Origin of the sequence: Sporosarcina sp. 6E9 (genome assembly GCF_017921835.1) — a bacterium.
Lineage (GTDB): Bacteria > Bacillota > Bacilli > Bacillales_A > Planococcaceae > Sporosarcina.
Genome location: NZ_JAGEMN010000001.1, coordinates 960,099 through 982,699, shown reverse-complemented (window position 1 = coordinate 982,699; position 22,601 = coordinate 960,099). Strand labels below are relative to the sequence as shown.

Genomic DNA, 22,601 nt, shown 5'->3' with positions numbered 1-22,601 from the left:
GTATCATGATGAAAAACACAGACTTGCACTGTGTTTTTCATTTTTTTGTGTTAAATTAAGTTTAACATCGTCTGAGATTATGTTACACTTACTTTTAGTACCAGGTGCTAAACTTAAAGTAGTTAATTAATTGGAGGATATGTATATTATGGATGATTTACTTAAAATTAAAGGGAAAAACATTGTGATTATGGGCGTTGCGAATCAAAGAAGTCTTGCTTGGGGTGTCGCAAAGTCACTTGCTAAAGCTGGCGCAAACTTAATTTTTACATATCGAAAAGAACGCTCGATGGACAGAATTACGAAATTGTTGAATGAAAATAACATGGAAGCCAAACTCATCGTTCAGTGTGATGTAAATGAAGACGAAAGTATCAAAGATGCTTTTAAAACAATTGGTGAAAATGTCGGTTCCATATATGGTGTTGTCCATTCTTTAGCTTTTGCACATGCGGAAGATCTTCGTACAGATTTCATCAACACATCTAGAGACGGATTTGCATTCGCTCAAGATACCAGTGCCTATTCGCTCATCGCTGTAGCCAAGGAAGCGAGTCCTTATATGACAGATGGTGGTTCAATCGTTACTATGAGTTACCTCGGGGCTGAACGCGTTCTTGAAGGGTATAACGTAATGGGGATCGCGAAAGCTTCTCTTGAAGCATCAGTAAAATATTTAGCTTCGAGTTTAGGTAAAGACAATATTCGCGTGAACGCAATTTCGGCGGGTGCTGTACGCACACTTTCTGCCAAAGGTGTTCCTTCATTTAATACAATCTTATCCAAAATTGAAGAAACGGCACCTCTAAAAAGAAATATTACACAAGAAGAAGTTGGAGATATGACGCTGGCTGTTCTAAGTAATCTTTCAAGTGGGGTTACTGGAGAAATTATTTATGTGGATGGCGGCTATAATATAATGGGGTAATATCTTTCCAAAATGAAAAGGTTGAGCTTGCAGATACTTTATCTGCTTGCTCAACCTTTTTTGATTACTTACTTCTAATTTTGCCTGTCCATTGACGGAATCCGCCCTGTAGCTGATATAACTTTGTGTACCCTTTTTTCTTTAGAAGCAAGGCGGCACGTGCACTTTTTCCGCCATTCTGGTCATATAAATAGGCCGGTAAATCCGGACGAATTTCTTTATGACGTTGTCTAAACTGCGAGTACGGAATATTTCGCGCACCGAGAATGTGACCAGCTTCGAAATCTTTTGGCTCACGGACGTCAATTAATTGAGCCTTCCGGTAGCCTTGTATAAATTCTTCTTGTGTTAAATTTGTGACCGCTTTTCGTAAGCGCAACATCGTCACAACCATATAAACAATGATAACGACAAGGATTCCTATTACAATATAAAGTGTATCCACAACAACTTTCCCCTTTCTCTATTCAACTCTATTATAAGAGTATGGTGGAACTTGTTCAATAGGGATGCTAAAATGAAGTTCGGCACAAAGGAGGTATAAGTAATGGGGAAGACAATTTGGCATTATATTAATTCGGGTAAATGTACGGCTTCTTTTAATATGGCACTCGATGAAGCGCTGTTGGAATGGCATAGCAAAGGAGAAATTGGTCCCGTTTTACGTTTTTACGAATGGTCGCCAGCAACATTGTCGATTGGCTATTTTCAAAGTGTTTCAAAAGAAATTAATATGGAACAAGTTGAGAGACATGGGCTGGGGTTTGTGAGAAGACCAACAGGCGGCAGGGGGGTACTGCACGAAGATGAACTTACATATAGCGTTATTGTGTCAGAAGACTACCCAGATATGCCAGAAACAGTGACAGAAGCATACCGTGTGATTTCTGGGGGACTTCTAGAGGGATTCCGTAATCTTGGTCTTGATGCTTATTTCTCAATTCCGGACAGCAAGGAACAGATCGATGGACTAAAAAAGCCTCAAAGTGCCGTTTGTTTCGACACGCCTAGTTGGTATGAACTCGTCGTAGAAGGGAAAAAAGTTGCCGGAAGTGCTCAAACTCGACAAAAGGGTGTTATTTTACAACATGGCGCGATTCTTTTAAGTCTTGACGCAGAAAAACTTGTGTCATTGTTCAAGTTTAAGTCAGAAGAACAACGCCAACGTATGAAAGTTGGCATCCGTGAAAAAGCGGTAGCGATTGATCAACTTGCAGGTCGAAAAGTGTCGATATATGAAAGCATTGAAGCTTTTTCAAAAGGATTTGAAAAAGCGCTCGAGATTCAGCTTGAACCTTATGTATTAACTGAAGCTCAACTTCTTTATGTCGAAGAAATCGAGCGAAAAAAGTATGGGAATATCGAATGGACATTTAAAAAGTGACACTAGAACTTTAGATACATTTGGATTTTCAAAAGAGCGACATGACTGCATTTATTAAAAATCTAGCATACTAATATTTGAATCATTAAACCATATGTAGTACATTACTTAATAAGGTAGACACTAGATATTGTGTCTAGTCAAAAAATCTATAAAGGAGGATGCCTCAATGGTTGTTGTTTCAAAGCACCAAGAACCAGTTCTGGATAAGGAACAATTAAACGAAGATATCGCAGAATTTCCGCAAGTGCATCCAATAACAGAAGACATGCATATCGAACACAAGGGAGTGTCGAGGCTTGTAATGATTGACCGGTATTCGTACAAGGATACTGAAAAGAAAACGTTGAAAGTTGGCGATTTCGTTGTTTTAACGGTGAAAGAAGATCCGAAGTTCCCAGCACGCGGACTCGGATACATTACCGCACTTGATGAGAAAAATGGACAAGCCGATATTTGGATTGAACAGGATTATCGTTCAGCGATTGACGATCCTGAAGATCAAGAATCAGGTGTTATCACAAGACCGATTGAAGTCCTTGAAAAGCCACTTGAAATATTCTATGAACAAATTGCCAAGCGAAATGCGACTGGCCTTGCATCCGTGGAAACGACGGAAGAAAGACGCAAGGAATCATTTGAAGACTTTTACAAACAACTTTCGTCATTAAATTTCATACCAGCGGGACGAGTCTTATACGGAGCCGGCGCAGGAACAGATGTAACGTATTTTAATTGTTATGTTATGCCGTTTGTAGCCGATTCACGTGAAGGTATCTCCGACCACCGTAAACAAGTCATGGAGATTATGAGCCGCGGCGGCGGTGTCGGTACGAATGGTTCGACACTACGACCACGTAACACACTTGCGAGAGGCGTGAACGGTAAATCATCAGGGTCTGTTTCTTGGCTAGATGACATCGCCAAATTGACGCATCTTGTCGAACAAGGCGGATCCCGTTAACTTAACACGGCGGGATTAAAATCCTGTGAATTGCTGGAACACCCTTAGAGCCTTATTTACCACAACGTGACCGGTGACGGTGAGCGTGAAGGTTTGAAAAAAATATGGATTGGGCAATCAGCAGCGAAGGGTCTTTGGAAACAAAGATCAACGTTCAACGACTATTGAACCTTCCTAAAGTTTTTATAATTCATTCATACGATTGGACGGTGAATAATTTGGAAGCAAAGGAAGAAGTAAACCATAGCAAGCGGCAACGCCGTTATGGGGCGCAGGACAAAGATGAATTAATATTTAAGATTACTAAACTCCATGAAGAAGGTTTAAGTCAGGTTGAAATAGCTAAAAGATTGGATATTTCGAGAGGCACTATTTTACGTTGGAATAAAGAAGTACAGTTTTTCCAACCTAGGACCCCAGGTGAAGCCGGAAAATTGATAAATAAGATTTATCGATATGATGAAGATTATTTTGAAAAAATTCATACGGTAAACCAAGCCTACTTAATGGGATATATACTCGGGGATGGTGCTATTGTCGATAAGGGAAAGTCCAAACGAGTAGTACTTTGTTTAGCGGAGAAGGACCTTCAATTGCTTGAAGATATTGCACGGGAACTCAACATGATCGAAGCGATTAAGTTCAGAAAAAAGGGTGCCCCAAACGAACAAAATAAATATTCTTTAGTTATTAATTCCACAAAAATCGCGAACGACCTAATTAAACACGGTATTATACCTTTGAAGACTGGAAAAGAGCAGTTTATAGATTTTGTTGACCATGATCTTCAATGGGGGTTCATACGGGGTTTTTTCGATGCAGACGGACACATAAGAGTGTATCAACGTTATGGGTATATTAAAGCTAGAATGGGCTTTACAGGAAATCGTGAAATCCTAATAGCAATTCTTAAGTTATTTAAAACCCAAGGCTTTGCAACGAATGTGAATTCAATAACTAAAAAACAAGGTTGTTACGATGTTTATTTTAGTAGTACAAAAGAATTGAAAGCAATTTTTAACCTTCTATATCAACATGGAGATATAAAATTAAATCGTAAATATAAGATTTATTCATCTTTGATGAGATAGTCTGATCTCATGTGAAAGTATGAGAGTTGGGCAGAAATGACCCAGCCCTCTCTAGTAGAGAGAGTAACAATTAGCGTGGAGCACAAATGATAATGCTAGCGGATTAACAATGCTAGTCCGCGTCGTCCAGACAATAGACGACTAGAAAATCGGGTGAATTGCGAAGAACTCCTTAGAGACCATTAAGCTACAACGTGACTGGAAACGGTGAGCGTGAATGCTGAAAAATTAATGGTATTGGACAATCCGCAGCCAAGCGCCGTATAGGTGAAGGTTCAACGACTAACGAAACCATTCTTTATGAATGGAAGTAGAGTAGGGAAGATCTAGTACTTTCCGAAGCGCCCGACCCCTAACAGATTATGCTGAGGGTGATGATATAGTCTACTCCGTCTGCAATAAGCAGAGAAATATCCTGAAAAGGACGGTATTTAGGTGGCACCCTGACATTCTTGAATTCATCATTTCAAAAATGCAGAATCCAAGAATTCTACGTTATCTTCTAGAACACACGGAAGATGAACTGATTAAAAAACTAGCAAACGAAAAATTGAAATTCAAACCGTTGACTGCACAGGAAGATGCGATGTATCAGAGCATCTTAAACTACCGTAACATCCCTGGTTTAGGCGGCTTTAGTGAAGAAATCATGAAAGACGCTGAAACGAAATTACGCGACGGTGGAACGTACTCCGTACATAATCCAGAATTCCTCACAGGCGCAAACATCTCAGTTACGCTGACAGATGATTTCATGAAAGCTGTCGAGGAAGATGCAGATTATGACCTGAGATTCCCAGCAGTCGAGAAGTACTCTCCGGAAGAAATGACATTCTATAACGAAAAGTGGCATGAAATCGGAGATGTTCGTGAATGGGAACGTCAAGGATTCGGTGTACGAGTTTACAGAACGATTAAAGCGCGCGCACTTTGGGATCTTATCAATATTTGTGCAACGTATTCTGCTGAACCAGGAATCTTCTTCATTGATAATGCCAACAGCGAAACAAATGCAAAAGCTTACGGCCAGCAAGTCGTAGCAACAAACCCGTGTGGTGAAGTTCGCCTCACGTTAAAAATTGCGGGATGAAGCGGGAAAGCTGAGAAATAGTATAATTAGCAAATTATACTTGCCAATCCGAACCGAAGGCTGAAGGTAAAGCTTCAGTCAGGGGCAACGCATACCTAGTGATCCTGTTTTCTATAGGACGAAAACAGACTATAATCTAGGCACGAGACCGCAACACTATACTATTTAGTGAAAATGTATGCTGAACTTACAGAAATACGAACTGTAAGAACTAGAGGATAAAAAACCTTTCTAGGATAACAACTGGAACAACCATTAGCACCATATTCGGTTTGTAACCTTGCTGCAGTAAACCTTGCTGAAGTAGCTGATAAAGAAACAAAAACTGTAAACTATGAAAAATTGAAGGAAATCGTTCAAGTCGGTGTGCGTATGCAAGACAACGTCATCGATGCGACACCATATTTCCTAGATGAAAACGAAAAACAAGCACTCGGAGAACGTCGTGTTGGACTTGGCGTCATGGGACTTGCTGACCTTCTTATCTACTGTGAGAAAGAATACGGTTCAGAAGAAGGAAATGTGCTCGTCGATAAAGTTTTTGAAACGATTGCAACGACGGCATATCGCGAATCTGTGGAACTTGCGAAAGAAAAGGGAAGCTTCCCATTCCTCATCGGCAAAACAGATGAAGAAACAAAAGCGCTACGAAATGCATTTATCAACACAGGTTTCATGAAAAAAATGCCTGAAGATATCCGTGAATCAATCTTGGAACACGGAATCAGAAACTCCCATTTATTGACAGTTGCACCTACTGGGTCTACTGGAACAATGGTTGGAGTTTCTACAGGATTAGAACCATATTTCTCCTTTACGTATTACCGCAGCGGACGTCTCGGTCGTTTTATCGAAGTGAAAGCTGAAATTGTAGAGGAATATTTAACACGTAACCCTGAAGCAGATCCGGATAATTTACCTGAGTGGTTTATTTCATCGATGAGTCTTGCACCTGAAGCACATGCTGATGTACAGTGCATCATTCAACGTTGGATTGATAGCTCGATTTCCAAAACGGTGAACGCGCCAAGAGGTTACACAGTTGAACAAGTAGAAAGCGTATATGAGCGTTTATACAAAGGCGGAGCAAAAGGCGGAACTGTTTATGTAGATGGTAGCCGTGACTCTCAAGTCTTGACACTAAAAGCTGAAGAAAATGAAATAGATTCAGATTATGTTGAAGAAGTCATTGAAGAGCGACCAATTATGCTCGTTGATACGATTCAAGATCTTCGTTCAACGAACGTAACAATCGGCTCTGAAGTGGGTAACACATGCCCGGTTTGTCGCCAAGGAACTGTCCAAGAAATGGGCGGCTGTAACACGTGTACAAACTGTAATGCACAACTAAAGTGCGGCTTATAATATAAAAAGAAAACTGGTTTCCATTCTCAATACGAGAAAGGAGACCAGTTTTTTCTTAAATGATTATTGAGCTGTAAGTGGAGAAGTAATCGTGTTCACATTTTCTTCAGCAGTTTCTACACTTAATGCTGAAACGCCATATTCTTCAACTTCAAGTAATTTTTCAAATGATAAGATGGCTACCTCTACTTGGTCATCTGTTGGTTCTTTCGTAGTTAACAATTGAAGCCATAAACCAGGATACCCCAAATACTTTAATACGGGTATATTACGGACTGCATTCGTTAATTGTAGCACTTCAAATGAAACGCCGAGAACAACAGGGATTAGAAGAATCCTGTTAACAAGTCGTAACCATAGTGGATCCGCGGGAACAAGGAAGTATATAAACATTCCCACGATAACCGTAAACAGAATGAAGCTACTTCCACAGCGATAATGCAGTCTGGATTGGGCTTGAATATTTTCTACGGTAAGCGGTAACTTACGCTCATACGCATTGATTACTTTATGTTCTGCACCGTGATATTGAAAGACCCTTCTAATGAATGGTGTCATGGATATTAACGCTAAATATCCTAGTAAGAGTGTAAGTTTGAAAAAACTCTCAAGTAATATTTGTGCCGTCTTACCGGATGCGATTGAACTAAATAATTCTGCTAAAAAGACCGGTACGAGTGTAAATACAAATTTACTGAACAAAAAAGATAGAACACCAACTGCAGCAACACCTATGACCATCGTCAATTTCGATGTTTCTTGTTCATCTTCTTCTTTTTCCTCGCCGGGTTCGACGTCAAACCGATCCGTAGAGAATGTCAAATGACGAGATCCAATTCCGGCTGATTCAATTAAGGCTACAATTCCTCTAAGGAATGGTATTTTTCTTAATTTCATTGCTAGGTTACTTTTTTTCTTAGGTAGATGAAAGTAATCGATTGAATTATCTTTTCTTCGAATTGCCGCTACTGTATGATCTTTCCCGCCGAACATAACGCCTTCAACGAGTGCTTGGCCCCCATATGTTTGGGGTTGTTGCTCTTTCGCCATTTTTTAACCACGCTTTCTTTCGAGTATATCGAATGTACCTATTATACTAAAAATTATTCATTACCTCCACATAAATGTTTAAAATTATCAGAACGACCCAACACTTTTATTTATATGGAGGGATTCAGATGATTGATAAAACATTTATGTACACATCATTATTTGCTGCATTATTTACGACGCTTGCTTTAAAATTCTTACAGATGTTTTCGTTTATTAATTGGTCGCCGATTGGTTGGACAGATAAATGGTATCAAGTTTCTTCATACCACTACAGTATAAAATGGACGTTACTCTTTATCGGGTTATTTATTATTTTTGCAATCCTTTATATTCTAAGTTCTTTCATGGGCAAAATTCCACCATCGTTATCAGCAATCATCATAGGGGTAATCGGTGTTATTATTGTTGAATGGTTTATTAGCGAACCGAAATCAATAATAGACGTTTTTAAAACCATTTCATATCCGTTTTTAGCGACAATCGCAATTACATTAAGATTTATCACAGGAACAGCGACATTTATGAGAAAAGTTTGAAGAAAAGGATTGAATTAGTTACCGACGAACGTAGGTTGTGATAAAATGAAAAAGAAAATGGAGAGGAATGGTTCGTCGGTGAAATTACTTGTATTAAATGGACCCAACTTAAATCGCATTGGAAAAAGAGAGCCGGAAATCTATGGGTATGAAACGCTTGATGACGTGGAAGAAAAGCTAAGAACAATTGCAAGTGAAAACAAAGTAACGCTTTCTTTCTTCCAATCAAACACGGAAGGTTCACTTATTGATCGGATCCACGAAGCTGCTGACGATAATACGGATGGCATTATTTTCAATCCGGGTGCGTTTACACATTATAGTATTGCATTACGTGATGCGGTAGCTTCCGTGGACATTCCAGTGATTGAAGTGCATATTTCTAACATACATAATCGGGAACCATTTCGTCAGACATCAGTTATCGCGCCAGTTTGCATCGGCCAACTTACTGGTTTTGGTACTAATGGTTACACGCTTGCCATGCAGGCCTTCCTCCTCCAAAGAAAAGGGGAATGATGACTTTGAAACTATCGAATTTAAGAGAACAGTTGAAAAAAGAAGAGATTGATGCGCTTCTCATTACTAACCCGTATAATCGTAGTTACATGACAAACTTTACAGGTACCGCGGGTGTCGCTATCGTGTCAGCAGATGACGCTGTATTTATTACAGATTTCCGTTATACTGAACAAGCCGAAAAACAAATTGAAGGCTATCGAATTGTCCAGCATACTAAGACAATTATCGAAGAAGTTGCAGCCCAAGTTAGCAAGATGAACGTGAAGACACTAGGATTTGAAAAAGATGATATGGCCTTTGGACTTTATGAATCGTACAAAAAAGAGGTGAAAGCAGACCTCACGCCTGTTTCGGGACTCGTTGAAAAATTACGTATGGTGAAAACGCCTGATGAGATAACAATCTTGAAAAAAGCCGCAAAAATTGCGGATGATGCTTACGAACATATTATTAAGTTCATCAAGCCAGGCATTTCCGAACTAGATGTATCGAATGAGCTAGAATTTTTCATGAGAAAACAAGGCGCAACGTCATCCTCTTTTTCTATAATCGTTGCCTCTGGATTGCGTAGTGCGCTTCCGCACGGTGTCGCGACAAGTAAAATTATTGAGACGGGTGATTTCGTCACGTTAGATTACGGTGCTTTATACGAAGGGTATATTTCTGATATAACAAGAACTTTGGCGGTTGGTGAACCAACTGATAAGCTAAAAGAAATCTATGAAGTGACGTTAGCTGCACAAGAACTTGCATTAAAAGAGATTAAACCAGGAATGACAGGTATTGAAGCGGACGCGATTGCCCGGGATTATATCACATCTAAAGGTTATGGTGAGGCGTTCGGACATTCGACAGGTCATGGGATTGGTATGGAAGTCCATGAAGCGCCAAGTCTATCGTTCCGTTCGGAAACTGTACTTGAACCCAACATGGTTGTTACGGTAGAACCAGGAATTTACTTACCTGACGTTGGTGGTGTTCGTATTGAAGATGATATTATCATTACGGAATCCGGAAATGAACGACTGACTCACGCAACAAAAGCGTTACTTATTTTATAATTTGTATTGGAGGAAAAATAATGATTTCAGTGAATGATTTTAGAACAGGTGCAACAATCGAAGTAGATGGTGATATTTGGAGAGTTATGGAATTCCAACATGTAAAACCAGGGAAAGGTGCAGCCTTTGTACGTTCTAAATTGCGGAATTTGCGTTCAGGTAATATTAATGAAAAAACATTCCGAGCAGGCGAAAAAGTAAAACGTGCTCAAATCGACAATCTTCATATGCAGTATTTATACGCAAATGGTGATGACCATGTATTTATGAACAATGAAACTTATGATCAAATTGAAATTCCAGGAAAACAAATTGAATACGAATTAAAATTCCTTAAAGAAAATATGGAAGTCCATGTAATTCAATACCAAGGCGAAATTCTTGGTGTGCAACTTCCAATAACAGTAGAGTTGAAAGTAGTCGAAACAGAACCTGGCATTAAAGGCGATACAGCAAGCGGCGGTTCAAAACCAGCAACAGTAGAAACTGGTTTAACAGTCCAAGTACCGTTTTTCGTAAACGTAGGCGATTCGCTTGTCATTAATACTGAAGAAGCAGAGTACGTCTCGCGCGCATAAAAAAAGAATCCCCCTTGCATTCAAATCGAATGCAAGGGGGATTTTTATTTACGTAAAAAAAATAGCTAACAACGTTTCCCGCACATTCATATACATTGTCAATAATACATAGGTTAATTCATGGGGGGAGTACCGGATGGAATTGAATGACTTGTTACGAATCGCCGGTATCGGTTTGGTCATCGGAATCCTGCATGTGTTTTTTGAACAAACGGGCAAGAAAGAGTTTTCCTTCTTTCTATTTTTCATCGCCTATTTGTATATCACGGCAGAACTACTTCGATTCCTTCGAATATTTTTCATTGAAATAGCTGAGTTTTTCCAATGGCTCGCGATGGTCTAATGTTTATTTTACTACAGATAGTTGTTGTCTTCTTGCTGCTCCTCCTAATTTCATTTGTAGTTCCAAAATTACAACCGTTATTATATACATCTATTTTTTTCATCGTTCTATTTTATTTACTAACAACTGTAATATTTCCGTTTGGGAGGACTTTTTATCGATTGTTTGAGTCGCTCCCTAACCCTTTCGCGAAACTATTAATCGGTAGTGCAGTATTGTTTTTTGTATCCGAAATCATCGCTGATCACATTGAGGAGGCGGGTTATCGCTCACTGGCAATATTATCCCATTTTGTTATTAAAATAACGATTCTTCTTCTCTGGGTGGATCAAACCACTGACTTGATTGAAGTACTCTCATCACTTATTACTAAATGATCGGACGGGTACATTTATGATCCCCTTTATTGATGTACTACTCGGAACTGTGTTAACGAGCTTTTCAATTATAATCCTATCGGCTTTCATGGCTTTGATGACAGACTTTTTGTTTCCATCATTTAAAAAATGGACGAGAATCATTTTATTTTTCATTATTATTACCGTCGCATTAAAGCCAGCTTTTGAACATTTCATCCTAATACGTGATATTGCTTATTCAATATCAATGATGTTTATTGCCGTTTATCCAATTCTTACTGCAACTATGATTGCAGCCGGTGGGGCGTTCAGTTTATTAAACTCTCAACCTGCAATGCTTTTATTTGCAAATGGCGCGGTTGTATTAACCGAAAAGCTATTGATCCCACTTTTGTCAACGGCGCTTCTATTGGATGTTGCAACGAGATTATTACCCGATGTCCCTTTTACTAAGTTAGCCGAGCTCATTCGAACCACTTTAATAGGAATCGTTTCGGCTGTCGTTGCAGCATATTCAATATTTATCACTGTAGGTGGAACGATGTCCTGGGCACTTTCTGGACTGGCCAGCGAACCGTTGAAAGAACTCATCCAACAAAACATCCCGTTGATAGGATCTTTTATGACAGAGAGCCTCGGGTCAATTGGAAGGTATTCATCGGGGGTAAGCGTGTTCGTTGGTGGATGGCTCATTTCAAGTATTTGGACGGTCGCTCTCGTCCCCTCTATGAAAACATTGCTGACAGCGCTTTTTTATAGGTGGATAGCCGCTTTAATCGAACCTTTTGCTGATGAAGACATTACCGGTTTGCTAGATGACATTGGTAAAACGCTATTTGTTTTATGCGCAATTTCATTTTTAATTGCGTTTGCGTTTATTTATACGGCGTTGTTTTCTATCATACTTATTAAATTATTAACAACGATGAAGTGAAGTGAGGTGAGAAGATGGAAGGTTTTTTGGTAGGGGTTCTATCGATAACTGTTTTATCATCCTTGCTATTTTTACTCTTTCCAGGGAACAAAGAGGAAAACTTCTTACCGATTGTCAAGCTAGCTATGGGCTTATGGATAATTCAATCAGTCTTCTCACTGTTTGGTCATAGCTTACAATGAAACTGCATAAAATGAATTATTGATGACGAAGCGAACACGCCTTAACGAACGAAAATGGGGATGCTATGAAAAAAACTTCGAAAAAATTCCAAACCGTTCTATTTGGGTCATTATTAGTTCTCGTTATCATTTCCATGAACTCTGGCATTTTAGGAATCGGAGGGGATAGGGGGCAGATAGAAGAAACCAGCAAAGAATATGGAGACCTTGAAGACGCTCTAATGCAAATCGAAGGAGTGGGAGAGGTCAAGTTATATTTACATTCTAACAATACCGAGGAAAAGAGCCCATTGTCCGATTACTTCTCACTTTCCACAACGAGACAGGACATAAAAGAAAATTCCATCGAAGGCGTCCTCGTAGTTGCCGAGGGCGCAGACAATCCAGGCATCAAACTTGAATTAAAAAGAACTTTATCAACGGTCCTACAGTTGCCAGAGCACCGAATAGTGATCATGAAAAAGAGGGGGAACTTGGATGAAAACTAATAAACGTACAGTATGGTTTTTGACATTACTAAGTCTCGTAGCGGTGATTGCAATCTATTCCATCAACAAAAATCCAATGCCATTTGATGGAATGGCAATCTTTGATAATTCAGGCGACAAAAAAGCAGTGAATAAGGAAGCTGGCGATGGAGATAAGCAAGCGCCTGTCTTTGCAGAAAGTTATTTGTTTGATGACTTGCGGATGGAAGTACTCAATGAACGAAGTCAAATACAAGATCAACTAACGTCTAAAATTAATTCATTAGAAACCCCAAGTGAAAAAAATGAAGTTTTCGATGAAATGGCTATGCTAATCAAACGTAATTCGGTAGAAGCGTTAATGGAAACGCAGATTATCGCACTTGGTTATAAAGATGCTTTCGTCCGAACAGAAGGAAATATGGTAAATGTTACGGTTTTATCAGAAGATGGTCAATCAGCAAAACAAGCAAACGAGATTACGTATCTGGTAATGTCTACATGGGAAGATGCTCGGAAGGTTAAGGTGGATTTTAAAGGCGAGTCTTGAAAGAAACGAAAGCCCTAAGACCCTAAATGGGGTCTTTTTTTTGATTAAACATGGATTTTCATACAATTTAACGATATTTGTTTCATTATGCGATGAAAACGTCTAAAATAGAATAGAACCTAAAAATCACTATAGTCAGGAGCATACGATCATGTTAAAAATTCAAGAAATACGTGAAATTATTAAACTAATTGATCAGTCTTCAATTGAAAAGTTTTCATATGAGGTCGAAGGTGCCAAACTCGTATTAAAAAAAGGCAGCACTGAGCAAGTCGTTACAGCAGTCCAAGCAGAACCTATTACAGAGGCACCTGCAGCACTACCTACACCAGTACAAGAAGTACCAGCAGCGACTTCACAAAAAGAAGCGCCAAAAGCAAGTGTAGAGGAAGTTCGGGACCCATCATTACATGAAATTACTTCTCCGATGGTTGGAACATTTTACTCAGCATCATCACCAGATGCAGCAGCATTTGTTAAGTCGGGAGATAAAGTTTCTGAGAATTCGATAGTGTGCATTGTAGAGGCAATGAAACTATTCAATGAAATCGAAGCGGAAGTTTCTGGAGAAATCGTTGAGATTCTTGCAGAGGATGGACAACTTGTTGAATATGGTCAACCTCTCTTCCTCGTAAAAACGAAATAAGGTGGAATCGTAAATGAAGAAAGTACTAATTGCGAACCGCGGTGAAATAGCTGTTCGAATTATTCGTGCGTGTAAAGAATTGGGTATCGAAACCGTTGCTGTATTTTCAGAAGCTGATGAAGAAGCGCTACATGTCCAATTAGCTGACGAAGCATATTGTATCGGCCCAAGATTATCTACAGATAGTTACTTAAACTTTTCAAATATAATCAGTATCGCGAACTTAACAAATTGTGATGGTATCCATCCGGGTTATGGTTTTCTTGCAGAAAATGCAAGTTTTGCTGAATTATGCGAGGAATGTAATATTGAATTCATAGGGCCTACATCAGATGCGATTTCACGAATGGGAACGAAAGACGTTGCCCGTGAAACAATGCGTAAAGCAGGCGTGCCAATCGTGCCGGGTTCAAGTGGAATCGTTGCAGATGAACACGAAGCACTTGAAATCGCTGAGAAAATCGGATTCCCGGTTATTATTAAAGCGACTGCAGGCGGCGGCGGTAAAGGTATACGTGTTGCTAAAAACAAAGAAGATCTCATAAAGGGCATTAAAATCACCCAAAAAGAAGCGGCAGCTGCTTTTGGCAATCCCGGTGTATATATTGAGAAATACATTGAAATCTTCAGGCATGTCGAAGTGCAAGTGCTTGCTGATAAATACGGCAACACGATCCACTTTGGTGAACGGGATTGTTCGATACAGCGCAGAATGCAAAAATTAGTAGAGGAAGCACCATCCCCAGCTATAACTCCAGAACTACGTGCAGAAATGGGAGAAGCTGCTGTAAAGGCTGCACAAGCTGTTAATTATGAAGGTGCGGGAACAGTGGAATTTATTTTCGATCATATTAATCAAAAATTTTACTTTATGGAAATGAATACCCGCATCCAAGTTGAACACCCGATAACAGAGATGGTAACGGGCATTGACTTAATTCAACAACAGTTGAAAATTGCTTCAGGTGAAAAACTTAAATATAAACAAGAAGATATAAAGATTAACGGATGGTCAATTGAATGTAGAATAAACGCCGAAAATCCAGCGAGAAACTTCATGCCTTCACCTGGTGAAATAACGATGTATATGCCGCCTGGCGGATTTGGCGTTCGAGTTGATTCAGCTATGTACACTGGGTACACAATTCCGCCATTTTATGACTCAATGGTCGCGAAATTGATTGTTCATGCGGATACGCGTGAAGAAGCGGTATCAAGGATGAAACGGGCACTCGATGAATTTATTATCGAAGGCGTTGATACAACAATTCCGTTCCATGCAAGACTCATGGATCATGAAGTTTTTAAATCTGGAGATTTTGATACGAAGTTTCTTGAAAAATACGATCCGATGAACGAATAAAAAAAGGAGGCAATGATAATATGGCTGATAAAACAGTACCTTCTTTTGTTGGTATGGCACCTTCCGGAGATGATGAACTTGGACGTGTCCAATTAGCTCCTGAGGTTCTTGAAGTGATTGTCGGGATTGCGACAACTGAAGTTAAAGGTGTTGCGAATACGCGCGGAAACTTTGCAACTGATGTTGCGGAACGTTTTGGGCGAATTAGACATGGAAAAGGTGTCAAAACGAGCTGGTCTGAAGAAGGCCTCACGATCGATGTATATTGCGTCGTTCAATATGGATTTGCCGTTAGGGATGTCGCATTGGACATTCAAAAACAAATTCGTCATGCGATTTATCATATGACATCGCTTCAAACGAAAGAGGTAAATGTTCATATTACCGGAATTGAATACGAAGCAGACATAGAAACAGTATAATTTAAAAGCATCGTCCAAAAGGATGATGCTTTTAAACTTAATCTAATTAGTTTTGATTTGAAATGTGCTATGATATTGCCCAAGAGCAATAGTAGAGGAGATAAGATTATGAAACGACGAGAGGCACGCGAGAAAGCCATTCAAACGCTTTTTCAGTTAGACAATACGGAATTATCGATAGACGAAGCCATTACTTATATTATTGGTGAAGGTGTAGAAGTCAATCCATTTTACGATGAACTTGTTCGTGGAACTTTAATAAACCAGTCAGAAATCGATACAGCCCTTTCGGGGAAATTAGAAAATTGGTCACTAGGCCGTTTGCCGAAAATTGAACGTACTGTATTGCGGTTAGCTGTTTTTGAACTTCTTTTTGGTAAGGATGCGCCTGAAAGAGTCATTATGAATGAGGCAATCGAACTGTGTAAAACATTTGGCGACGAAAAATCAGGCCGATTCGTGAATGGTGTACTTTCCAAATTTGCAGTAAAAGAATGATTGGAGGATTTATCAATGAGCGAAAAAATTATCGATGGTGTAGCAATCGGAAAAGAAATCAGAGAAGAAATTAAAGCGCGTGTTTCTGCGCTAAAAGAACGTGGATGCACGCCTGGCTTGGCTGTCATCCTTGTCGGAGAAAATCAAGCTTCCCATACATATGTGCGAAACAAACAAAAGTCTAGTACTGAAGTGGGTATGAAATCAGAGTTGGTGAATTTACCAGCAAGTGTAACAGAAGATGAATTACTCAGTCATATTAATAAGTTGAATAATGACGATTCAATTCATGGGATTCTCGTCCAACTTCCATTACCGGATCATATCGATGAAAATCGAATCATCTTAGCCATTGATCCTAAAAAAGATGTCGATGGCTTCCATCCCATAAATGTCGGGAAAATGATGATCGGTCAACGTTCATTTTTATCTTGTACACCATATGGCATCATTAAATTATTGGAACGGACAAATACCCCGATTAAGGGAAAACACGCGGTAATCGTAGGCCGTAGCAATATCGTCGGAAAACCGATGGGACAATTACTATTACAACGCGATGCCACAGTTACATATTGCCATTCTCAAACCGTCGATTTGCCATCATACACAAAACAAGCAGATATATTAATCGTTGCAATAGGAAGAACGAAATTCATCGGCGAAGAACATGTTAAAGATGGTGCTGTCGTAATCGATGTTGGCATGAATCGCGATGAAAACGGAAAGCTTTGCGGGGACGTGGATTTTGAAGCTGTTAAAAACAAAACAACTGCAATTACTCCAGTTCCTGGCGGCGTTGGTCCAATGACAATTACAATGCTTCTGAAAAATACACTCCAAAGTGCTGAAGAAGCAGTTGCTGAAAGCGATAAATAATAACATTGATAAACGCTGTTCAAAAAAACAGCGTTTCTATTCGTTTTGAAGTAAGGGGGTATGACGATTGACGAGGAATCCGTATTTATCCGTTCAAGCTTTAACCAAATATGTCAAACGAAAGTTTGATGCAGATCCTCATTTACGTAATGTCTACGTGAAAGGCGAGTTATCAAATGTCACCAACCATACCAGTGGACATATTTACTTTACATTAAAAGATGAGCATAGCCGCATACGCTCTGCTATGTTTCGTTCAAGTGCTTCGACATTGAAGTTCCGACCGGAAAACGGTATGAATGTTCTAATAACCGGAGATGTTTCTGTTTATGAAGCGAGTGGCCAATATCAGTTATACGTCCAAACAATGGAACCGGACGGCATTGGCGCTTTATATCTGGCATTTGAACAATTAAAAGAAAGTCTTGAAAAAGAAGGATTATTCAATGAAAAGTGGAAAAGTCCACTGCCTAAGTTTCCTCACAGAATCGGTGTTGTAACTGCTCAAACAGGGGCAGCTATCCAAGATATTTGTACAACGATCGGAAGGCGTTATCCATTAGCTGAAACAGTTTTATTTCCGGCAGTTGTACAAGGTTCAGGGGCTGCACCTACAATTGTTAGCGCGATTGAACAAGCGAATCGACTAGGCACTATCGATGTTCTGATTGTCGGTCGAGGCGGTGGTTCAATTGAAGATTTGTGGGCCTTTAATGAGGAAGAAGTTGCTCGAGCTATTTTTTCGAGTCGAATCCCAATCATAAGTGCAGTCGGTCACGAAACAGATACGACAATTGCCGACTTTGTTGCAGATAGAAGGGCACCAACACCAACGGCGGCGGCAGAGTTAGCAGTTCCTGCCCAAGATGAATTAGTAGAGAGATTGTTAGAACGAAAAAGTTCTCTATACCGCTCTTTATCGCAAAAAATAGCAACAGAACAAAAAAGATTGGAAAGCTTGCAATCATCTTATCCGTTACAATTTCCGGAAAGATTATATCGTCCTTTTACTGAGAGATTAGTTACGATTGAAGAAAGACTCCAAAGAAGTGGTCAAGATTTGACAAACCGTGATAAGTTGGCGTTAGAACGTATGACGAATATGCTATCCACATACTCACCGATGAAACAAATTATTGAAAACAAACGTGAAGTGCTGGGGTTATCAGACCGATTAACCCGAACAATTCAACATGATTACCGCGTGCATGCGAACCGTTTTTCAAGCACAGTCCGCATGTTGAATGCACTAAATCCGCTCACAGTCATGGAGCGGGGATACTCAATCGTTTACCACGAAGGAACAATTATCAATAAAGTAGCGTCAATACAAACAGGAATGGATATTGAAATTCAATTACAAGATGGTTCCGCGATTGCAACGATTAATTCGATAAGCCGTGAAGAGAGGGAGGAAGAATAAATGGGAAAACAACCAATCCGATTTGAAGAAGCAATGCTTGATTTGGAAGAAGTCGTGAAGAAATTAGAAACAGGGGAAGTACCGCTCGAAGATGCAATCAGTTTATATAAAAAAGGAATGGAATTATCCTCTTATTGTCATGAAAAACTTCAGAATGCTGAAAAACAACTGATTTCAATTATTGATCAAAATGATAATAAAATAGAATTCGATCCGGTCCAAGGAACCAGTAAAGATGAAGAATAATCTTAATGAATTTATCGAACAGAACGTTCATGAAATTGAAAATAGGATAACAGAACTGCTTTCGCAAATAAACACGCCTAAAACGCTTCATTCTTCTATGATATATTCCGTTCGTGCTGGCGGGAAGAAAATTCGTCCTCTATTGGTTTTAGCGACATTGGAGGACCTCGGCGCATCATCAAAAGATGCCTTACAAGTTGCGTGCGCTGTTGAACTCATACACACATATTCTCTCATACATGATGATTTGCCAAGTATGGACAATGATGATTATAGACGCGGAAAATTGACTAACCATAAAGTATACGGCGAGGCAATGGCAATACTAGCAGGAGATGCGCTACAATCATTAGCCTTTGAAATTTTGACCAATCTTAACAACACTCCGCCTGAAATTGCGATTAAACTCATCCGACTCCTTTCCATTGCATCTGGTGCAGAAGGCATGGTAGGTGGGCAAGTGCTCGATTTAGAGGGAGAAAAAATGGACTTAACTTTAGAGCAATTAAAGCGTATCCATTTGAACAAAACAGGCGCACTACTGTCATTTTGTATCGAGGCAGGCGCATTACTTGCTGGCGTCGATGATGAAAAGATGATCAATTTGCAAGAATTTGCCAAAAATATTGGTTTAACTTTTCAGATACAGGATGATATTTTAGATGTGACGTCGACGACCGAAGAACTCGGGAAAAATGTTGGTAGCGATGTATCTAGTGGAAAAGTTACTTACCCTAGTCTACTTGGACTCGAAAAAGCGAAAGAGCAACTGGATTATCATCATCAGTTAGCAAGGAATTCATTATCGTTTATTGACAATGAAGAATCTTTACTACTTCAATTTGCTGATTTTATTGTGAATCGCAAATATTAATCAAATGAAACCCTTGTGCTAGTTATTCTAGTTGATATAATGTTAACAAGTGGAAATTAGAGTGCGGCAATTAAAATGTGAAGGTGTGTGATTACAGTGAACCTCACTAAAATCGAAAATCCGTCTTTTGTTAAAAAAATGAATAAAGAACAATTGAAAGAACTTGCGGAAGATATTCGACAGTTTCTCGTCGAAAAATTATCTGTAACTGGCGGTCATATTGGTCCAAATCTGGGTGTAGTCGAACTAACGCTTATGCTTCATAAGGTTTTCGATAGCCCAAAAGATAAAATCTTATGGGATGTTGGACACCAAGCATACGTTCACAAAATTTTAACGGGACGCGCGGGAGATTTTGATACACTAAGGCAATACAAAGGTCTATGTGGGTTTCCGAAAATGAACGAAAGCGATCACGATGTATGGGAAGCAGGTCATAGTTCAACTTCATTATCAGCCGCTATGGGAATGGCAGTAGCAAGAGATATTAAAGGTGATGAAAATTATGTCATACCTGTAATCGGTGATGGAGCTCTTACAGGCGGAATGGCACTGGAAGCGCTGAATCATATCGGACATGAAAAAACCAATATGCTAGTCATCTTAAATGATAATGAAATGTCAATCGCGCCAAACGTCGGGGCGCTTCATACGATTTTAGGAAAACTTAGAACTGCAGGAAAATACAATTCCGCTAAAGATGAATTGGAATATATTTTGAAAAAGATTCCTGCCGTTGGTGGCAGGGTGGCATCAGCCGCTGAACGTGTAAAAGATAGCTTGAAATATTTACTCGTTTCTGGCGTCTTTTTCGAAGAGCTTGGTTTTACTTATTTAGGCCCAGTAGATGGCCATGATTTCGCCGATTTGGAAAGAAATCTTCAATACGCTAAAAAAATGGATGGTCCTGTTATTCTTCATGTAATTACCAAAAAAGGTAAAGGATATCGTCCTGCCGAAGACGACAAAATAGGGACATGGCACGGCACTGGACCGTATAAGATTGAAACAGGAGATTTTGTGAAATCATCATCTGTCGCACCGTCATGGAGTGGTCTGATAGCTGATTCATTGAGTGATTTAGCACGAGTCGATAAGAGAATCGTAGCGATAACGCCTGCGATGCCTGTAGGATCCAAACTGGAGTCATTTGCAACAGAATTCCCGGACAGATTTTTCGATGTGGGTATTGCCGAACAACATGCATCGACAATGTCAGCCGGACTTGCAACACAAGGAATGAAACCATTCCTTGCGATCTACTCGACCTTTTTACAACGAGCTTATGATCAGATTCTTCATGATATCTCACGTCAAAATCTAAATGTTTTCATCGGTATTGACCGCTCTGGACTTGTCGGAGCCGACGGTGAAACGCATCAAGGCGTTTTTGATATTGCATTTTTGAGACATATGCCTAATTTGGTCATTATGATGCCTAAAGATGAAAATGAAGGTCAACATATGGTAAAAACAGCAATTGAATATAATGATGGCCCAATCGCTTTACGTTATCCGCGTGGTAATGGTCTAGGCGTGCCATTGGATGAAAGAACCTATTCGATTCCAATCGGTTCATGGGAAGTTTTACGCGAGGGAACTGATGCAGCGATATTAACATTCGGCACATCTATCCCGATGGCGCAGGAAGCTGCGGAGTTATTAGCGGAAAAGGGTATTCAAGTCCGTGTCGTAAATGCGCGCTTTATTAAGCCACTTGATACAATGATGCTGGATGAATTATTTGGTATGAAAATGCCAATCATGACTGTAGAGGAAGGTGTTCTTGCTGGAGGTTTCGGAAGTGCTGTTCTTGAATATGCGCATGATGTATCGTATTCCGAAGCGCCGATTCAACGAATGGGTATTCCAGACAAGTTCATAGAACACGGTGATGTTAATGAATTGTTGGCTGAAATAGGTATGACTGCTGACCATTTAGCGCAAAACGTTCTTTCTATTGCAACGAAAAAGACCGTAGAAAGAGGCGTCGTTTAATGGCTGGTGAAGAAAAAGAACGAGTAGATGTTTTACTTGTAAAAAGAGGATTAATGGAAACAAGGGAACAGGCGAAGCGTTCAATAATGGCTGGAATCGTATTTTCTGCAAATAATCGAATGGAAAAACCGGGAGAAAAGATTCTATCCGACGCGCCATTGGAAGTAAAAGGAAATGCATTGAAATACGTTAGTCGCGGGGGATTAAAATTAGAAAAAGCCCTTGAAGTTTTTGATGTTGATACAAAAGATAAAATTGTTTTGGATATCGGAGCCTCAACAGGCGGTTTCACAGATTGCGCACTCCAAAATGGTGCAGCGCATTGTTATGCCTTAGATGTTGGCTATAATCAACTCGCGTGGAAAATTAGGCAAGATCCACGCGTAACAGTGATGGAACGGATGAATTTCCGTTATGCCACTGAGGAATTATTTACAAATGGAAGGCCACAATTTGCAACAATTGATGTCTCGTTCATCTCGTTAGCACTAATTTTGCCGACATTAAAAAAGATAATTTCTGAAGGTGGAATTGTCATTGCGCTTGTTAAGCCACAATTTGAAGCAGGCAAAGGTAAAGTTGGAAAAAAAGGTGTTATAAAAGAACGTTCCACTCATTTTGAAGTATTGAAAAAAATTGCAGATATGTCTTTAGATGAAGGGTTCACGCTTCGAGATGCATCATTTTCACCTGTGACGGGTGCAGAAGGTAATATTGAATTTTTATTTCATCTAACCGCAGATGAGCGTCCGATTAAGACTTATGATGATGACATGTTTAACACGCTCATTGATGTCGCTTACAAAGAATTGCAATAGCGCGCATTTATTGTGCGCTTTTCAATT

Annotated in this window: 24 protein-coding genes and 3 pseudogenes; 25 read left to right on the top strand and 2 right to left on the bottom strand. The window is 39.6% G+C overall.

Going from position 1 to position 22,601, the window contains the following annotated elements; genetic code table 11:
* Nucleotides 1-148: 148 nt before the first annotated feature.
* Entirely contained in the window at nucleotides 149-928 is a 780-nt protein-coding gene (gene fabI / locus J4G36_RS05110; RefSeq protein ID WP_210468977.1) for an enoyl-ACP reductase FabI, read from the top strand.
* A 64-nt stretch (nucleotides 929-992) separates the two neighbouring features.
* Here fabI and J4G36_RS05105 read toward each other — a convergent pair whose 3' ends face one another.
* On the bottom strand, nucleotides 993-1,322 hold the full coding sequence (locus J4G36_RS05105; RefSeq protein WP_210470431.1) for a rhodanese-like domain-containing protein: 330 nt from the start codon (nucleotides 1,320-1,322) through the stop codon (nucleotides 993-995).
* A gap of 153 nt (nucleotides 1,323-1,475) precedes the next feature.
* Between J4G36_RS05105 and J4G36_RS05100 the strand changes: the two genes are divergently transcribed.
* The 5 genes and pseudogenes from J4G36_RS05100 to J4G36_RS05080 form a co-directional block, all read left to right on the top strand.
* Nucleotides 1,476-2,312, top strand: coding sequence for a lipoate--protein ligase family protein (locus J4G36_RS05100; RefSeq protein WP_210468976.1), 837 nt, complete (start codon nucleotides 1,476-1,478; stop codon nucleotides 2,310-2,312).
* A 169-nt stretch (nucleotides 2,313-2,481) separates the two neighbouring features.
* Nucleotides 2,482-3,273 (top strand): annotated as a pseudogene (locus tag J4G36_RS05095) (ribonucleotide reductase N-terminal alpha domain-containing protein); the annotation flags it as partial.
* A gap of 107 nt (nucleotides 3,274-3,380) precedes the next feature.
* Nucleotides 3,381-4,367, top strand: a complete 987-nt coding sequence (locus tag J4G36_RS05090) for an LAGLIDADG family homing endonuclease (protein WP_210468974.1) — start codon at nucleotides 3,381-3,383, stop codon at nucleotides 4,365-4,367.
* A 436-nt stretch (nucleotides 4,368-4,803) separates the two neighbouring features.
* Nucleotides 4,804-5,424 (top strand): annotated as a pseudogene (locus J4G36_RS05085) (vitamin B12-dependent ribonucleotide reductase); the annotation flags it as partial.
* Between the two features lie 279 nt (nucleotides 5,425-5,703).
* A pseudogene (locus J4G36_RS05080) lies at nucleotides 5,704-6,822 on the top strand (vitamin B12-dependent ribonucleotide reductase); the annotation flags it as partial.
* Between the two features lie 63 nt (nucleotides 6,823-6,885).
* Here J4G36_RS05080 and J4G36_RS05075 read toward each other — a convergent pair.
* Nucleotides 6,886-7,872, bottom strand: a complete 987-nt coding sequence (locus J4G36_RS05075) for a DUF1385 domain-containing protein (protein ID WP_210468972.1) — start codon at nucleotides 7,870-7,872, stop codon at nucleotides 6,886-6,888.
* A gap of 128 nt (nucleotides 7,873-8,000) precedes the next feature.
* On the opposite strand from J4G36_RS05075, the gene J4G36_RS05070 reads away from it, so the two are divergent.
* The 19 genes from J4G36_RS05070 (at nucleotide 8,001) to J4G36_RS04980 (ending at nucleotide 22,574) form a co-directional block, all read left to right on the top strand.
* Nucleotides 8,001-8,411 (top strand): hypothetical protein, encoded by a 411-nt coding sequence (locus tag J4G36_RS05070; RefSeq protein ID WP_210468971.1) that lies wholly within the window; start codon nucleotides 8,001-8,003, stop codon nucleotides 8,409-8,411.
* A gap of 78 nt (nucleotides 8,412-8,489) precedes the next feature.
* Entirely contained in the window at nucleotides 8,490-8,930 is a 441-nt protein-coding gene (gene aroQ, locus J4G36_RS05065) for a type II 3-dehydroquinate dehydratase (protein WP_210470429.1), read from the top strand.
* Nucleotides 8,927-9,994, top strand: coding sequence for a M24 family metallopeptidase (locus J4G36_RS05060; protein ID WP_210468970.1), 1,068 nt, complete (start codon nucleotides 8,927-8,929; stop codon nucleotides 9,992-9,994). Before aroQ ends, J4G36_RS05060 begins: the two co-directional genes overlap by 4 nt.
* Nucleotides 9,995-10,014: 20 nt before the next feature.
* On the top strand, nucleotides 10,015-10,572 hold the full coding sequence (gene efp, locus J4G36_RS05055; RefSeq protein WP_210468969.1) for an elongation factor P: 558 nt from the start codon (nucleotides 10,015-10,017) through the stop codon (nucleotides 10,570-10,572).
* A gap of 136 nt (nucleotides 10,573-10,708) precedes the next feature.
* The gene (locus J4G36_RS05050) at nucleotides 10,709-10,915 is read left to right on the top strand and encodes a SpoIIIAC/SpoIIIAD family protein (protein ID WP_172369233.1); all 207 of its coding nucleotides are present in this window, start codon (nucleotides 10,709-10,711) and stop codon (nucleotides 10,913-10,915) included.
* Nucleotides 10,915-11,292, top strand: coding sequence for a hypothetical protein (locus J4G36_RS05045; RefSeq protein ID WP_210468968.1), 378 nt, complete (start codon nucleotides 10,915-10,917; stop codon nucleotides 11,290-11,292). Before J4G36_RS05050 ends, J4G36_RS05045 begins: the two co-directional genes overlap by 1 nt.
* A 16-nt stretch (nucleotides 11,293-11,308) precedes the next feature.
* Nucleotides 11,309-12,208 carry a stage III sporulation protein AE gene (locus J4G36_RS05040; RefSeq protein WP_210468967.1) on the top strand — a complete coding sequence of 300 codons (900 nt, stop codon included), beginning with the start codon at nucleotides 11,309-11,311 and terminating at the stop codon, nucleotides 12,206-12,208.
* Nucleotides 12,209-12,455: 247 nt separating this feature from the next.
* Nucleotides 12,456-12,878: a hypothetical protein gene (locus tag J4G36_RS05035; protein WP_210468966.1), complete on the top strand. Its 423-nt coding sequence runs from the start codon at nucleotides 12,456-12,458 to the stop codon at nucleotides 12,876-12,878.
* Complete coding sequence (locus J4G36_RS05030) at nucleotides 12,868-13,407, top strand: SpoIIIAH-like family protein (RefSeq protein ID WP_210468965.1); 540 nt, start codon at nucleotides 12,868-12,870, stop codon at nucleotides 13,405-13,407. The genes J4G36_RS05035 and J4G36_RS05030 overlap by 11 nt, the downstream gene beginning before the upstream one ends.
* A gap of 151 nt (nucleotides 13,408-13,558) precedes the next feature.
* A complete protein-coding gene (gene accB / locus J4G36_RS05025) occupies nucleotides 13,559-14,053 on the top strand; it encodes an acetyl-CoA carboxylase biotin carboxyl carrier protein (protein ID WP_210468964.1) in 495 nt (164 codons plus the stop codon).
* A gap of 13 nt (nucleotides 14,054-14,066) precedes the next feature.
* Complete coding sequence (gene accC, locus J4G36_RS05020) at nucleotides 14,067-15,416, top strand: acetyl-CoA carboxylase biotin carboxylase subunit (RefSeq protein ID WP_210468963.1); 1,350 nt, start codon at nucleotides 14,067-14,069, stop codon at nucleotides 15,414-15,416.
* Nucleotides 15,417-15,436: 20 nt separating this feature from the next.
* Nucleotides 15,437-15,838, top strand: a complete 402-nt coding sequence (locus J4G36_RS05015) for an Asp23/Gls24 family envelope stress response protein (RefSeq protein WP_210468962.1) — start codon at nucleotides 15,437-15,439, stop codon at nucleotides 15,836-15,838.
* A gap of 108 nt (nucleotides 15,839-15,946) precedes the next feature.
* A complete protein-coding gene (nusB, locus tag J4G36_RS05010) occupies nucleotides 15,947-16,336 on the top strand; it encodes a transcription antitermination factor NusB (RefSeq protein WP_210468961.1) in 390 nt (129 codons plus the stop codon).
* Between the two features lie 15 nt (nucleotides 16,337-16,351).
* Complete coding sequence (gene folD, locus J4G36_RS05005; protein ID WP_210468960.1) at nucleotides 16,352-17,215, top strand: bifunctional methylenetetrahydrofolate dehydrogenase/methenyltetrahydrofolate cyclohydrolase FolD; 864 nt, start codon at nucleotides 16,352-16,354, stop codon at nucleotides 17,213-17,215.
* Between the two features lie 67 nt (nucleotides 17,216-17,282).
* Nucleotides 17,283-18,638 (top strand): exodeoxyribonuclease VII large subunit, encoded by a 1,356-nt coding sequence (xseA, locus tag J4G36_RS05000; RefSeq protein WP_210468959.1) that lies wholly within the window; start codon nucleotides 17,283-17,285, stop codon nucleotides 18,636-18,638.
* Nucleotides 18,639-18,884 carry an exodeoxyribonuclease VII small subunit gene (locus tag J4G36_RS04995; protein WP_210468958.1) on the top strand — a complete coding sequence of 82 codons (246 nt, stop codon included), beginning with the start codon at nucleotides 18,639-18,641 and terminating at the stop codon, nucleotides 18,882-18,884.
* Entirely contained in the window at nucleotides 18,874-19,758 is an 885-nt protein-coding gene (locus tag J4G36_RS04990) for a polyprenyl synthetase family protein (protein WP_210468957.1), read from the top strand. The genes J4G36_RS04995 and J4G36_RS04990 overlap by 11 nt, the downstream gene beginning before the upstream one ends.
* Before the next feature lie 96 nt (nucleotides 19,759-19,854).
* Nucleotides 19,855-21,756 carry a 1-deoxy-D-xylulose-5-phosphate synthase gene (gene dxs, locus J4G36_RS04985; protein WP_210470428.1) on the top strand — a complete coding sequence of 634 codons (1,902 nt, stop codon included), beginning with the start codon at nucleotides 19,855-19,857 and terminating at the stop codon, nucleotides 21,754-21,756.
* Entirely contained in the window at nucleotides 21,756-22,574 is an 819-nt protein-coding gene (locus J4G36_RS04980) for a TlyA family RNA methyltransferase (protein ID WP_210468956.1), read from the top strand. The genes dxs and J4G36_RS04980 overlap by 1 nt, the downstream gene beginning before the upstream one ends.
* Nucleotides 22,575-22,601: the final 27 nt, after the last annotated feature.

What these genes read in the sequence shown, in the direction of transcription:
- J4G36_RS05030 (WP_210468965.1), top strand. Translation starts at nt 12,868, where the DNA reads ATGAAAACTAATAAACGTACAGTATGGTTTTTGACATTACTAAGTCTC.
- accB (WP_210468964.1), top strand. Translation starts at nt 13,559, where the DNA reads ATGTTAAAAATTCAAGAAATACGTGAAATTATTAAACTAATTGATCAG.
- J4G36_RS05070 (WP_210468971.1), top strand. Translation starts at nt 8,001, where the DNA reads ATGATTGATAAAACATTTATGTACACATCATTATTTGCTGCATTATTT.
- J4G36_RS05090 (WP_210468974.1), top strand. Translation starts at nt 3,381, where the DNA reads ATGGATTGGGCAATCAGCAGCGAAGGGTCTTTGGAAACAAAGATCAAC.
- J4G36_RS05060 (WP_210468970.1), top strand. Translation starts at nt 8,927, where the DNA reads ATGATGACTTTGAAACTATCGAATTTAAGAGAACAGTTGAAAAAAGAA.
- J4G36_RS04990 (WP_210468957.1), top strand. Translation starts at nt 18,874, where the DNA reads ATGAAGAATAATCTTAATGAATTTATCGAACAGAACGTTCATGAAATT.
- fabI (WP_210468977.1), top strand. Translation starts at nt 149, where the DNA reads ATGGATGATTTACTTAAAATTAAAGGGAAAAACATTGTGATTATGGGC.
- accC (WP_210468963.1), top strand. Translation starts at nt 14,067, where the DNA reads ATGAAGAAAGTACTAATTGCGAACCGCGGTGAAATAGCTGTTCGAATT.
- J4G36_RS05105 (WP_210470431.1), bottom strand. Translation starts at nt 1,322, where the DNA reads ATGGTTGTGACGATGTTGCGCTTACGAAAAGCGGTCACAAATTTAACA.
- nusB (WP_210468961.1), top strand. Translation starts at nt 15,947, where the DNA reads ATGAAACGACGAGAGGCACGCGAGAAAGCCATTCAAACGCTTTTTCAG.
- J4G36_RS05045 (WP_210468968.1), top strand. Translation starts at nt 10,915, where the DNA reads ATGTTTATTTTACTACAGATAGTTGTTGTCTTCTTGCTGCTCCTCCTA.
- J4G36_RS04995 (WP_210468958.1), top strand. Translation starts at nt 18,639, where the DNA reads ATGGGAAAACAACCAATCCGATTTGAAGAAGCAATGCTTGATTTGGAA.
- J4G36_RS05015 (WP_210468962.1), top strand. Translation starts at nt 15,437, where the DNA reads ATGGCTGATAAAACAGTACCTTCTTTTGTTGGTATGGCACCTTCCGGA.
- J4G36_RS05040 (WP_210468967.1), top strand. Translation starts at nt 11,309, where the DNA reads ATGATCCCCTTTATTGATGTACTACTCGGAACTGTGTTAACGAGCTTT.
- J4G36_RS05075 (WP_210468972.1), bottom strand. Translation starts at nt 7,872, where the DNA reads ATGGCGAAAGAGCAACAACCCCAAACATATGGGGGCCAAGCACTCGTT.
- J4G36_RS04980 (WP_210468956.1), top strand. Translation starts at nt 21,756, where the DNA reads ATGGCTGGTGAAGAAAAAGAACGAGTAGATGTTTTACTTGTAAAAAGA.
- J4G36_RS05100 (WP_210468976.1), top strand. Translation starts at nt 1,476, where the DNA reads ATGGGGAAGACAATTTGGCATTATATTAATTCGGGTAAATGTACGGCT.
- J4G36_RS05050 (WP_172369233.1), top strand. Translation starts at nt 10,709, where the DNA reads ATGGAATTGAATGACTTGTTACGAATCGCCGGTATCGGTTTGGTCATC.
- J4G36_RS05035 (WP_210468966.1), top strand. Translation starts at nt 12,456, where the DNA reads ATGAAAAAAACTTCGAAAAAATTCCAAACCGTTCTATTTGGGTCATTA.
- efp (WP_210468969.1), top strand. Translation starts at nt 10,015, where the DNA reads ATGATTTCAGTGAATGATTTTAGAACAGGTGCAACAATCGAAGTAGAT.
- folD (WP_210468960.1), top strand. Translation starts at nt 16,352, where the DNA reads ATGAGCGAAAAAATTATCGATGGTGTAGCAATCGGAAAAGAAATCAGA.